The organism is Agromyces sp. NPDC052230, from assembly GCF_040679595.1.
Classification (GTDB): Bacteria; Actinomycetota; Actinomycetes; order Actinomycetales; family Microbacteriaceae; genus Agromyces.
Genome location: NZ_JBFAVC010000006.1, coordinates 140,156 through 152,850 on the forward strand (window position 1 = coordinate 140,156; position 12,695 = coordinate 152,850).

Genomic DNA, 12,695 nt, shown 5'->3' on the forward strand with positions numbered 1-12,695 from the left:
GGATGTTTCGCCGCGACGCTGAGGCTACGCTGAAAATACCATGACCGTGATCGAGGCCACCGACGCACGCGTGGCGCCCTCGGCCCTGCGCCCCGTCTTCCTCACGCTCCGGTTCGGGCTGCACCTGCTCGTCGTCGGGCTCACGCTGTTCGTCGTCGTGCGCGCCCTGCTCGAAGACGCGCCCACCGAGGTGCCGGTCACGATCCTCGCGGTCGCGTTCCTCGCGTGGTACGGCGCGGGGGTCGCCGCCGCGCACCGGCACCTGCCGACGTGGGCGCGGGTGGCCTGGCTCGTCGCGTTGCTCGGGCTCTGGGTGGGAATGGCAACGCTGACCCCCGATGCCGCGTTCCTCGCGTTCCCCCTGTTCTTCCTCGAGCTGCATGTGCTGCCGGCTCCCGTCGCGGTGCCGCTCGTGGTCATCACGTTCGGGCTCTCGGTGTGGGGCACGGCCTCGCATCTGGGCTTCGAGGTCGGCTCCATCCTCGGACCGCTCATCAGCTCGGGCGTCGCCATCGTCATCGGGCTCGGCTACCGGGCCATGTCGCAGGAGACCCGCGACCGGCAGGCCCTCATCCTCGACCTGCTCGCCACCCGCGAGGAGCTCGCGGCGGCCAGCCGCGAGGCCGGCACCCTCGCCGAGCGTGAGCGCCTCGCCCGCGAGATCCACGACACCGTCGCCCAGGGTCTCTCGAGCATCCAGATGCTGCTGCACGCCGCCGAGCGCGACATCGACGACGAGCGCACCCGCGACAAGCTGCGCCTCGCCCGGGAGACGGCGGCCGACAACCTCGGCGAGACGCGCCGCTTCATCCGGGAACTCACCCCCCCGTCGCTCGACGAGCAGACGCTGCCCGCGGCGCTGCGTCGCCTCGTCGACGCAGTGAACGACCAGGCCGAGCAGTCGGGTGCGCGCACCCGTGTGACATTCCGCACGAGCGGCACGCCCGTGGTGCTGCCGATGGCAGCCGACGCGTCGCTCCTGCGCATCGCGCAGGGTGGATTGGCGAACGTGCTGCGGCACTCGGATGCCTCTCGCGCCGAGTTGACACTCAGCTACCTCGGTGACGAGGTCGCCCTCGACATCGTCGACGACGGCGTGGGATTCGACGCGGCCGCCGCCCTGCGCGCCGAGGCCGACGGCGTGAAGTTCGGCCTCAGGGCGATGCGCCAGCGCGCCGAACGCGAGGGGGGCACCATCGTCATCGAGTCCACCCCCGGCGAGGGCACCGCGATCTCGGTGCGGATCCCGGTGGTGACGGCATGATCCGGCTGTTGCTCAGCGACGACCATCCGGTGGTGCGGGCCGGCATCCGTGCCCTGCTCGAGTCGGAGACCGACCTCGAGGTGGTCGCCGAGGCCGCGACGGCCGAGGACGCGGTGCGACTGGCCGAGACATCCGGCGTCGACCTCGTGCTCATGGACCTGCAGTTCCCCGGCGCGCTGCAGGGTGCCGAGGCGACGCGTCGCATCCGCTCGCACGATGGTGCGCCTCGCGTGCTCGTGCTCACCAACTACGACACCGACGCCGACATCCTCGGCGCCATCGAGGCGGGTGCGAGCGGCTACCTCCTGAAGGACGCGCCGCCCGCCGAGCTCGTCGCCGCCGTGCGCGCCGCCGCCGTCGGCGAGTCGGCGCTCGCACCCGCGGTCTCCTCGCGCCTCGACGGCTCGCGCACGAGCGGGGAGCGACTCACCGCACGCGAGGGCGAAGTGCTCTCGCTCGTCGCCGAGGGCCGCTCGAACCGCGACATCGGGCGAGCGCTGTTCCTCAGCGAGGCGACGGTGAAGTCGCATCTCGTGCACATCTTCGCGAAGCTCGGGGTCGGATCACGTACCGCTGCGGTGGCCCGCGCACGCGAACTCGGTGCGATCAGGGCGGGCTGACGGATGCCTCGCGCCCGCGTCGTGCTCGTGCACGGCATCCGCACCTCCGCCTCGATGTGGCGGCGGCAGCTCAACGCGTTCGCCCGACACGACATCGAGACGGTCGCGGTCGACCTGCCCGGACACGGCGCGCTGCTGGGTCATCCGTTCTCGCTCGACGACGCGATGCGCGTCATCGACGAGGCGGTGGGCACGCGCAAGGAGGATGACCTCACCCCGGTGCTTCTCGTGGGCCTGAGTCTCGGCGGCTACCTCGCCATCGAATACGCGGCGACGCATCCCGGCCGCATCGACGGACTGGTCGCCGCCTCGTGCGGCACGCGGCCCCGGGGCCCGGGACTGGCGGGCTATCGCCGGATCGCCGAAGCCATCGGTCGCCTCCCCGACCGAGGCCGTGCCATGAACGACCTCATGGCGCACGTCTTCCTCTCCCCCGAGGCCGTGGCCGACGTGCTCGGCGGCGGCGTCGCGCTCGAGGTCATGTCACCCGCGCTCGGCGTGGTCGGCGAGCTCGACCCCGAGGCGGCTCTGCGGCGCATCGAGGTGCCGGTGTGGTTCGTCAACGGACAGTTCGACCACTTCCGCATCGAGGAGCGGCGGATGCTCCGTGCTGCACGCGATGCCCGTCTCGTCGTGGTGCCCGGGGCGACCCATCTCGTGAGCCTCGTTCGACCCGAGGAGTTCACCGCCGCGGTCCTCGGCGCCGTGGCCGAGCTCGAGGTCCGTGCCGCGCGGGAGCGGCGTCGACGCCGCGTTGGTGCCGCTCCGTCCTGACTGCTTCGAACGGCCGCACCGTGCCCTCGGTCTCGGCCCCCTTGCGGCGTCCGCGAATTCGGACGATCCTCGCCCTCGAAGGGAAGGACGATGAGCGTGAAGCGGACGTACCCAGAGGGCGTGCCCTCATGGATCGACATCGAGCAGCGCGACCTCCCCGCGACGCAGGCGTTCTACGGCGAGCTGTTCGGCTGGAGCTTCGAATCCGCGCCGAGCCTCCGCGCCGGTGCGCCGTACGTGGTGGCACGACTGGAGGGGCGGGAGACCGCAGGTCTCGGAGGCGTGGCGGGCGGCGGTGAGGCACGACCTCCCCGTTCGTCCTGGAACACCTACGTGGCGGTGACCGACGCCGACGCCGTCGTTCGACGCATCGTGGAGGCCGGTGGTCGCATCATCTCGGGGCCGCGTGAGGTCGGCGACGCCGGTCGTGCCGTCGAGGCCGCCGACCCGGCCGGCACGAGGTTCCGGCTCTGGCAGGCCGGCGGCCGGCCCGGGGTGCAGGCGGTGAACGAGCCGGGCGCCTGGAACTTCGCGGATCTGCATACCTCCGATCCGGCAGAGCCCGGCTTCTACGTGCAGGTGTTCGGTTGGGAGTTCGCGGACCTCGGCTTCGGGACGCTCATCCGCTGCCCCGGATACGGCGACCATCTGGCCGCGACGGTCGATCCCGACATCCGCGAACGGCAGGCGAGCGACTTCACACCGCCTCGCTTCGAGGACGCCATCGGTTGGCTGGCCCCCGCCCACGACGACGAGCCGCCGCATTGGCACGTGACCTTCACGGTCGCCGACCGCGACGAGAGCGCCTCGAACGCGGAGCGGCTCGGCGGCACCGTCGTCGCCTCCACCGATTCGGACTGGACACGCGATGCCCTCATCCGCGACCCGCAGGGCGGCATGTTCACCGCGAGCCAATTCGTTCCACCCGCGCGCTGACGTTCGGAGTCCCCGCTGTGCCTGGCTTGACGCGCTTTGGAGAGGTGGGCGACGTACTGGTATCGTTGTCTGTTGGCTTACGTGTGGGTCCCACCCCGCACGAGACGCCGCGTCGGCCCCTCTACCGCGCGCGGCATATCCGGTACCCACACACGAACGAAAGAACCCCACGTGGCAAACATCAAGTCGCAGATCAAGCGCATCCGCACCAACCTGAAGGCACAGGAGCGCAACAAGGCCGTCAAGAGCGAGGTCAAGAGCGCGGTCCGCGCCACGCGCGAGGCCATCGCCTCGGGCGACAAGGAGAAGGCGACGACCGCCCTCCGCGTCGCGACGCGCAAGCTCGACAAGGCCGCCTCGAAGGGCGTGATCCACAAGAACCAGGCCGCGAACAAGAAGTCGGCCATCGCGAAGCAGGTCGCCGCGCTCTGACGCGTACCTGTTCTGCCCGAAGGTCCCGCACGATCGTGCGGGACCTTCGTCGTTCCCGGCGTCGATGACGCGAGCTGCCCGACGCCTCGGCGCGTGCCCCGGCCCCGGCCCCGGCCGCCCCGTAATGCTCGTTCCTGCGGATATACGATCGGGCGCGCCGGTCGCCTCCGGCCATCCGCCGGGGTGGCGGATCGTATATCCGCAGGTTTGGACACGAAGGTGCGCCAGAGCACCCGTGACCCGGCGAGCGGATGCCGCGTGGCGTGCGTCAGGCGAGGTCGCGGCCGCGGGCCGCAATGATGCCGACGAGTCGTTCGAGTGCGAACACCGGGTCGCGCTCGGCGCCCTTGACCGCGGCGTCGGCGGCGGCGAGCGACTCGATGACCCGCCGGAGGCCCTCGTCACTCCAGCCGGCGAGGTCGCGTCGCGCCCGGTCGACCTGCCAGGGCGCGAGTCCGAGCGAGGCCGCCACCTGCGGGCCACCGCCTCGGACGCCCGAGACCTTCGCCATGGTGCGGATCTTCATGGCGAACGCGGCGACGATGGGCACCGGGTCGGCGCCGCTGTCGAGTGCGTGCCGCAGCGCGATGAGCGCCTCGCCGTGGCGCCCGGCGATCGCGGCGTCGGCGACGGTGAACGCGTTCGTCTCGACGCGACCGCCGTAGTACTGCGCGACCACCGCTTCGGTGATCTCGTCGGGCGCGTCCGCGAGGAGCTGGCGGCACGCCGCCGAGAGCTCGGCGAGGTCGTCGGCGAACGCGGCGACGAGCGACCGGAGGGCGCGCGGGTTGATCTTGCGCCCGGCCGCCCGGAACTCGGCCGCCGCGAAGTCCTGCTTCTCGACGTCCTTCTTGAGTTCGGCGCACACGATCTCGATGCCGCCTCCGGTGCCGGCTCGGATGGTGTCGAGGAGCTTCTTGCCTCGCTGGCCACCCGCGTGCCGAAGCACGAGGGTCGTCGACTCGGCGGTCTGCTCGAGGTAGTCGAGCGCGTCGGTGAGGAAGTCGTCGCTCGCTCGCTCGACCCCGTTGACCCGGATGAGTCGGGGCTCACCGAACAACGAGGGGCTGGCGAGGGTCAGCAGCTCGCCCCGGCGGTAGCCGTCGGCGTCGAGGTCGCTGACCTCGAGCGCAGGGTCCTCGGAGCGGAGGAAGTCGCGCAACAGGCCGCTCGCGCGCTCGGCCAGCACCGTCTCGGCGCCCGAGATGAGCACGACCGGGGCTGGGCGGATCTCATTCCATGCGAGCTGCGGGATGGCGACCTTCGCACGCGGCGCCGCCCCCGCCCGTGCCGTGCCTGATCGTGCCGCCACCGCACCTCCCGTTCCCGCTCAAGTCTAGGGGCCGCCTCCGACGGCGGTTCCGGATCGCTCGGTCCAGAGCTCGAAGCCTCCGGCGCCGTCGGCGGTGAGCACGACGGTGCCCGAGCGGTCGGTGCGCACGGCCGTCGTGCCGGTCGCGGTGAGGAGGTCGAGCAGTCGATCCGTGGGATGTCCGTAGCCGTTCTCGGCGCCGACGCCGATGACTCCGACGGTCGCACGAAGCTCGCGGTACAGCGCCTCACTCTGGTCGGCCGAGCCATGATGCGCGACCTTGACGAGGTCGACCCTCCCGAGATCGACCGACCGCTGCATCCGAAGCTGTGCCTCCTCGCCGAGGTCGCCGAGGAACACCCCGCGGAATCCCGGAGCATCGAGGTCGATGACCACGCTGGCGTCGTTCCCCGGAACCGCCCTCGGCTTGGGCCACACGACGCGCCAGCGTGCATCGCCGAGCTCGCCGCGATGACCCGCCACGACCTCCTCGACCGCTGCGCCGCCCCGCGCGAGAGGACCGAGCACCCGGTCGGAACGCTCCCCGTCGAGCGGTCCGTGGATCACGGTTCCGACCCGGCCCGCCACCGCGCCCGCTCCTCCAGCATGATCCGCGTCCCAGTGCGTGAGCACGAGGAGATCGACGCGTTCGATGCGAAGCAGCGCCAGGCACCGCTCGAGCGCCGCAGGATCGGGGCCCGTGTCGATCATCGCCGTGGCGCCCGCCGAGCGGATGAGCACGGCGTCGCCCTGCCCGATGTCGCACGCCGCGACATCCCAGTCGCCCGGCCGCGTCGCCGCACCGACCAACGGGCCGCCCACCGATGCCCCCAGCGGAATCGCCACGGCCACCACGAGCAGCGCGGCCGCCGGCGCGTGAAGCCACCCCGCTCGCGGCGGTGACAGGGCCAGCCAGAGCGCCAACGTCGTGCACGCGACGAGCAGCAGCGCGCCCGGGGCATCCGGGATCCACGGCAGCCGTCCTCCGGGGAGGCCGGCCGCGCCGTGCGCGACGAGGGCGATCCACGACGCGGGCAGCCACGCGACCTGGAGGAACGCCATACCCACCGACGGAAGCACCGGGAGCACGAGGCATCCGACGAGGCCCACGACCGTACCGACGGGAGCGGCCGGTGCGGCCAGAAGGTTCGCCGGAACGCCGTACAGCGCGATCGCAGGGTCGAGGAGCACGAGGATGGGCTGGCAGGCGAGCTGCGCGGCCAGCGGCACGCCGAGCACGACGGCGATCGGGGTCGGCATGAACCGCGACAAGAGCGCGGTGAGGGGTGCCGTGAGCAGCAGCAGACCGGCCGTCGCTGCGGCCGAGAGCGCGAACCCGTAATCCCGCGCGAGCCACGGGTCGAACGCGAGCAGGGCGACCACGGCGATCCCAAGGGCGGTGACTCCGCCGCCCGGCCGACCGGCGGCCAGCGCGACGAGCACGACCACCGCCATCGCGCCCGCGCGGATGACGCTCGGCTGGGGGGTGACGAGCACGACGAAGCCCACGAGGGCGAGGACCGCCGCGACGATCCGCCCGGTCCTGCCCACCCGGCAGAGGGCCGCGAGCAGGAACGCGGCGGCCGTGACGATGGCGCAGTTGGCGCCCGAGACCGCCGTGAGATGGCTCAGCGAGCTCACCTTCATGGCGGCGTCGAGCGACTCGCTGACGGCGCTCGTGTCGCCGATCGCGAGCCCGGGGACGAGGGCGGCCCCGTCGCCGCCGAGCCCGCGGGCCGCGTCCGCGAAGCCGAGCCGCAGCCCGGCGGCCCACGACAGCCACGGCGGTGGTTCGTCGGCCGCTCGGACGTCGCCTGCCGCCCGCAGGCGGAATCCGTGCTCGTCGGCGGCGGGCAACCTGCTCACGCGTGCCTCGAAGGTGAGCCGGGTGCCGAGCTGCACGCGCGCGGCGGGCACCTGCAGGTTCGCCGTCACCGCCACGGGAGCGGCCGGTCGGCCGTCGACGGCGACGAGCCGTGCGTCCACGCGGAGGGTCGGCTGATCGGATGCCTCGAGCCACGCGGGACCCCTCATGGCCTGCGGTGCGGCCACGACCTCGACGACCACCTCGACCGTGCGATACTGCCCGGCCGCCTCCACGAGCGTCGAGGCGTCGCGCTGGCCGTGCCCGGCCGCTGCCGAACCGGCCACGAGACCCGACACCGCGAGGGCCACGAGTGCCGGAGGCCCGATGCGCAGCAGCACGCCGTCGGACGCCCATCGTCGGGCGACGAGGAGCACGACGAGCATCGACCCGCCCGCTGCCCAGATGCCCCCGGCGATGGCCCCGGAGTCGAGGCCTGCGTCGGGCGCCCCGATCACGAGCCACCCTGTCACCCACGCCGCGAGGGCGGGTGCGAGGAGTCGCAGGTCGCCCACTCAGGGCGCCACGAGTTCGGCGAGCCCCGAGAAGACGGCGTCGCCGATGCCCGCCACCTCGAGCAGCTGGTCGACGCTCGCGAACGGGCCGTTCGCCTCGCGCCAGTCGATGATGCGTTGGGCCAGCGCCGGACCGATGCGGGGCAGGGTGTCGAGCTCTGCGACGTCAGCGGTGTTCAGGTGCACGAGCCCGTCGCCGGCCGGAGCGCCACCGCCAACCGCGCCCGCCGGTGCCGGCACCTCTCCGATCGCGAGCACGACCAGCTGCTCGCCGTCGACGACGGGTCGCGCGAGATTCACGCCCGCCGGATCGGCCTGAGCAGTGAACCCGCCGGCCGCCGCGACGGCGTCGACCACGCGCGCACCTGCGCGCAGCTCGACGAGCCCTGGCTTGGCCACGGCGCCCAGCACATGCACGAGGAGCGGTGCCGTGCCCACCTCGACCTCGCCTGCCTCGCCGTCGGTGGCGGATGCCCCGTCGGAGTCCGACGCCTCCCAAGCGGACGCCGAGATCACCCCCTGCTCGCCTCCCCCGGTCGACGCGAACGAGAGCATCGCGGCGATGGCGACCGCGGCGATGAACAGCACGACGGCCGCGCCCACCGCGATCCGCACCCGTGGAGCGGCACGGCGTGCCGACGCGTCGAGCGCGGCGAGCGGGTCGGGTTCGGGGCGCGCGGGCATGACCGGCACGCTACGGCCGGCGGTCGACCCCTCAGCCGCCCGCGCCCACCCGCAGTGCCCGGCGGCCCAATCCGCAGCGCTGTCGAGGACGAGTGATCAGCGGCGCGTGGCGATGTTCACGAGCCGCGGCGCGCGTACGATCACGTTGGCGATCTCACGATCCGCGAGGGAACGCGCCACCGCAGCCGAACCGCGAGCGAGCGACTCGAGATCGTCGGGCGAGATCTTCGGCGACACCTCGAGCCGGTCGCGCACCTTGCCGTCGACCTGCACGATGGCCGTCACCGACTCCTCGACGAGAAGGGCGGGGTCGGCCTTGCGCCACGGCACGAGCGCGACGCTCGGCTCGTAACCGAGGCGCTCCCACATGTCCTCGGCGGTGTACGGCGCGAACAGGTCGAGGATCATCGCGGTGACCTCGACCGCCTCGCGCACCGCGGCATCGGCCGGGCCGGCGCCCGTGTCGATGGCCTTGCGCGTGGCGTTCACGAGCTCCATCAGGCGCGCGACGACGACGTTGAACTTGAACGCCTCGACGAGGGTCGGCGCGTCGGCGAGCAGGCGATGCGTCATGCGGCGCAGGGTCGCGTCGCCGGTCTTCCACTCGACGTCGGGGCTCGAGGTGACCTCGCCGGCGATGCGCCACGCGCGAGCGAGGAACTTCGCCGCACCGACGGGCGAGACATCCGCCCAGTCGATGTCGTCCTCGGGAGGTCCGGCGAAGGCGAGGGTCACCCGAAGCGCGTCGGCGCCGTGCGCGCCGAGCTCGGCCGCGAACTCGACGAGGTTGCCCTTCGACTTCGACATCTTCGCGCCGTCCATGATGACCATGCCCTGGTTGAGCAGCGAGGTGAACGGCTCGGTGAAGCTCAGGTAGCCCAGGTCGAAGAGCACCTTCGTGATGAAGCGCGAGTAGAGCAGGTGCAGGATCGCGTGCTCGACGCCGCCGACGTACTGGTCGACGGGCAGCCACTTCTCGGCTTCGGCGGTGTCGAAGGCCTGCGTGTCGTCGTTCGGGTTGAGGTAGCGCAGGTAGTACCAGGAGCTGTCGACGAACGTGTCCATGGTGTCGGAGTCGCGGCGGGCCGCTCCCCCGCAGTTCGGGCAGGCGACGTTCACCCAGTCCTCGGCGGCGCCGAGCGGGCTCGAGCCTTTCGGCTTCAGGTCGAGTCCCGCAGCATCGGGAAGCCGCACCGGCAGCTCGCTCTCGGGTACCGGCACCTCACCGCAGTCGGGGCAGTGGATGATCGGGATGGGCGTGCCCCAGTACCGCTGACGCGAGATGAGCCAGTCGCGCAGGCGGAAGTTCTTCGCAGCCCGGCCGAGACCGCGCTGCTCGAGCAGCTCGATCACCCGGCGGATGGCGTTCGACTTCGACAGGCCGTCGAGCGGCCCCGAGTTCACGAGCCGTCCGTCGCCCGCGAGGGCGACGCCGGTGGCGGCCGGGTCCTCGAGCTCGGCGCCCTCGGGCATGATCGGGCCGCCGTGCTCGTCGAGCTGGATCACCGGGATGACTCCGGTGACGGGCGCCGTCGTGTCGACGACCACGCGCACGGGCAGCTCGAACGCTCGGGCGAAGTCGAGGTCGCGCTGGTCATGGGCGGGCACGGCCATGATCGCCCCGTGGCCGTAGTCGGCGAGTACGTAGTCGGCCGCCCAGATCGGCAGGCGCTCGCCGTTGACCGGGTTGATCGCGTACCGCTCGAGGAATACGCCGGTCTTGGGCCGGTCCGTCGCGAGCCGGTCGATGTCGCTCTCGGCACGCACCGAGTCGAGATAGCCCTCGAACCGGGCCTTCACCTCGGCGGATGCCCCCGCCGCAAGCTCGGCCGCGAGCTCGGAGTCGGGTGCGACCACCATGAAGGTCGCGCCGAAGAGCGTGTCGGGCCGCGTCGTGAAGACCGAGACGCGCTCATCGCGGCCCTCGATCTCGAACTCGACGTCGGCGCCGGCCGAACGGCCGATCCAGTTGCGCTGCATCGTGACGACCTTCGACGGCCACGATCCCTCGAGCTGGTTCAGGTCGTCGAGCAGGCGGTCGGCGTAGTCGGTGACGCGGAAGTACCACTGGGTCAGCGCCTTCTTCGTCACCACGAAGCCGCAGCGCTCGCAGTGCCCGTCGATGACCTGCTCGTTGGCGAGCACGGTCTGATCGTTCGGACACCAGTTCACGAGCCCCGCCTTGCGGTAGGCGATGCCCTTCTCGTAGAGCTTCAGGAAGAGCCACTGGTTCCACCGGTAGTACTCGGGATCGCTCGTGTGGATCTCGCGCGACCAGTCGAACGACGGCGCATACTGGCGGAACGAGCGCTTCTGCTGCTCGATGTTGTCGTAGGTCCAGCCGCGCGGGTCGATGCCGCGCTTGATGGCGGCGTTCTCGGCGGGCAGGCCGAACGAGTCCCAGCCGACCGGGTGCAGCACGTCGAAGCCCTGGTGGCGCCAGTAGCGCGCGACGGTGTCGCCGTAGCCGAACGCCTCGGCGTGGCCCATGTGCAGGTCGCCCGATGGGTACGGGAACATGTCGAGGATGTACTTGCGCGGCTTGGTCGCGCCGGGGCGACCGGCACGGAAGGGCTGGAGCTCGTCCCACACGGGAAGCCACTTCGCCTGGAGGGCGGCGAAGTCGTACGCGCCGTTGTCGGCGTGGGCCTGGTCCTGATCCTGTGCCACGTGACTCTCAATCGTGTGTCGCTGCGGAGTCGCTCCGCGTGCTTCGGGCACGCCGAATCGCGGCGCGCGCTCGGACATCCAGCCTACTCACTCCGCGGGGTCGGAGGCCGCGCCGAGTGCGCGGAGCAGGGCCCTGGCCTTGACGCGGGTCTCCTCGATCTCCTCGGCCGCGACCGACAGCGCGGTGATGCCGCCGCCGGTGCCGATGCTGGCGCCGGCCGGCGTGAGCACGATCGACCGGATGACCATGGCGAGGTCGGCGCTGCCGTCGACGGCGAGGTACCCGAACGCGCCCGAGTAGACGCCCCTCGGCCCCTCCTCGAGCTCGTGCAGGATCGACATGGCGCTGTGCTTCGGCGCGCCGGTCATCGACCCGGCCGGGAACGCGGCCCGCACCGCGTCGAGGGCGGTGAGCGGATGCCGCAGCCGAGCCTGCACCGTGGAGACGAGCTGGTGCACATGCGCGTACTCCTCGACCGCGAGGAGGCTCGGCACGCTCACGGTGCCGAGTTCCGCGATCCGGCCGAGGTCGTTGCGCATGAGGTCGACGATCATGAGGTTCTCGGCGCGCTCCTTCTCGCTCTCGATGAGTTCGCGCTTGAGCGCCTCGTCGCTCGCCGGGTCGGCGCCGCGCGGGCGCGTCCCCTTCATGGGTTTCGTGGACACGACGCGGTCGACGCCGACGTGCAGGAACAGCTCGGGCGACGCGCTGAGGAGCGCGACGTCGCCGAACCGTACGTAGCCGCCGTGGTGGCTGGGACTCGAGGCGCGCAGCGCGAGGTAGGCCGACGCCGGATCGGGTCGTACGTCGACGTCCACCCGGTTGGTGAGGCACAGCTGGTACGCGTCGCCGCGCACGATCGCGGCCTTGCACCGGGCGATGAGGTCGGCGTAGTGCTCGGAATCGTGCCGCCAGCGCACCGCGGGGGCCTTCGTCGACGCAGATGCCGCCCGGCGCTCGGGCGACCGATGCCCGTCGGCCATCGCCATCAGGGCTGAGGCGACGTCCTCCGCCCATGCGGTTCCCGGCTGCGACCCGGGCTGCCCCGCGTCCGACTCGAGCCAGACCAGTCGCACCTCGCGCGCGTCGTGGTCGAACATGATCGCCCGGTCGACGAAGAGGAACGCGGCATCCGGCGTCTCGGCCGTTGCCGCGGGTACCTCGTTCAGCGCCGCGCCGAGCTCGTAGCCGAACCAGCCGAACCAGCCGAGCGGGCCGGCCGCCCCGCCGTCGGTCACGAGTCCGCCGAGGCCCTCGGCCAGTGCGTCGAAGACGGATGCCTCATGCGTCGCGGAGGTCGCATCGGGATCGCCCGGCGTGGACCGGGTGACCATGCCGCGCACGACGTCGGCGGTGACGAACACGCTGCCGGCGTGCGCCGCTGCCAGGACGCTGACGCCGGTCGTGGCATCCGCTCCACCGTCGAGCCAGACCGCGTGCGTCGCCTTGGCGTACCGCGCCCGGAAGACCGCTTCGGGCTCGTGCCACGCGTCGAGCGTGCGGGAGCGGATGCGACGCGGCATCCTCCCAGCCTAGAAGGGCGACGAGATCGCTCGCGCCGCCCTTCTGCTCAGTGGATCAGCGGAGTGCTTGGTGGCCCTTGTAGGCCCAGTCGATCTGGCC

Annotated in this window: 10 protein-coding genes; 5 read left to right on the forward strand and 5 right to left on the reverse strand. The window is 72.0% G+C overall.

Features of this window, described 5'->3' with window-relative positions:
- Positions 1-40: 40 nt before the first annotated feature.
- The 5 genes from AB0K73_RS14265 to rpsT all read left to right on the forward strand — a co-directional run bounded on the left by AB0K73_RS14265 (position 41) and on the right by rpsT (position 4,026).
- Complete coding sequence (locus AB0K73_RS14265) at positions 41-1,264, forward strand: sensor histidine kinase (RefSeq protein WP_360514086.1); 1,224 nt, start codon at positions 41-43, stop codon at positions 1,262-1,264.
- The gene (locus AB0K73_RS14270; RefSeq protein WP_360514093.1) at positions 1,261-1,884 is read left to right on the forward strand and encodes a response regulator transcription factor; all 624 of its coding nucleotides are present in this window, start codon (positions 1,261-1,263) and stop codon (positions 1,882-1,884) included. The genes AB0K73_RS14265 and AB0K73_RS14270 overlap by 4 nt, the downstream gene beginning before the upstream one ends.
- A gap of 3 nt (positions 1,885-1,887) precedes the next feature.
- A complete protein-coding gene (locus AB0K73_RS14275; protein WP_360514096.1) occupies positions 1,888-2,658 on the forward strand; it encodes an alpha/beta hydrolase in 771 nt (256 codons plus the stop codon).
- A 90-nt stretch (positions 2,659-2,748) separates the two neighbouring features.
- Entirely contained in the window at positions 2,749-3,594 is an 846-nt protein-coding gene (locus AB0K73_RS14280) for a VOC family protein (RefSeq protein ID WP_360514098.1), read from the forward strand.
- A 171-nt stretch (positions 3,595-3,765) separates the two neighbouring features.
- Positions 3,766-4,026, forward strand: coding sequence for a 30S ribosomal protein S20 (rpsT, locus tag AB0K73_RS14285; RefSeq protein WP_360514101.1), 261 nt, complete (start codon positions 3,766-3,768; stop codon positions 4,024-4,026).
- Between the two features lie 268 nt (positions 4,027-4,294).
- Here the strand turns inward: rpsT and holA are convergent, their stop codons facing one another.
- The 5 genes from holA to pabB all read right to left on the reverse strand — a co-directional run bounded on the left by holA (position 4,295) and on the right by pabB (position 12,595).
- The gene (holA, locus tag AB0K73_RS14290) at positions 4,295-5,338 is read right to left on the reverse strand and encodes a DNA polymerase III subunit delta (RefSeq protein WP_360514104.1); all 1,044 of its coding nucleotides are present in this window, start codon (positions 5,336-5,338) and stop codon (positions 4,295-4,297) included.
- Between the two features lie 24 nt (positions 5,339-5,362).
- Entirely contained in the window at positions 5,363-7,717 is a 2,355-nt protein-coding gene (locus AB0K73_RS14295) for a ComEC/Rec2 family competence protein (RefSeq protein WP_360514107.1), read from the reverse strand.
- Positions 7,718-8,401 (reverse strand): ComEA family DNA-binding protein, encoded by a 684-nt coding sequence (locus tag AB0K73_RS14300; RefSeq protein ID WP_360514110.1) that lies wholly within the window; start codon positions 8,399-8,401, stop codon positions 7,718-7,720.
- 96 nt (positions 8,402-8,497) lie between these two features.
- Positions 8,498-11,071: a leucine--tRNA ligase gene (gene leuS / locus AB0K73_RS14305; protein WP_360514113.1), complete on the reverse strand. Its 2,574-nt coding sequence runs from the start codon at positions 11,069-11,071 to the stop codon at positions 8,498-8,500.
- A gap of 87 nt (positions 11,072-11,158) precedes the next feature.
- The gene (gene pabB, locus AB0K73_RS14310) at positions 11,159-12,595 is read right to left on the reverse strand and encodes an aminodeoxychorismate synthase component I (protein WP_360514115.1); all 1,437 of its coding nucleotides are present in this window, start codon (positions 12,593-12,595) and stop codon (positions 11,159-11,161) included.
- Between the last annotated feature and the right edge of the window lie 100 nt (positions 12,596-12,695).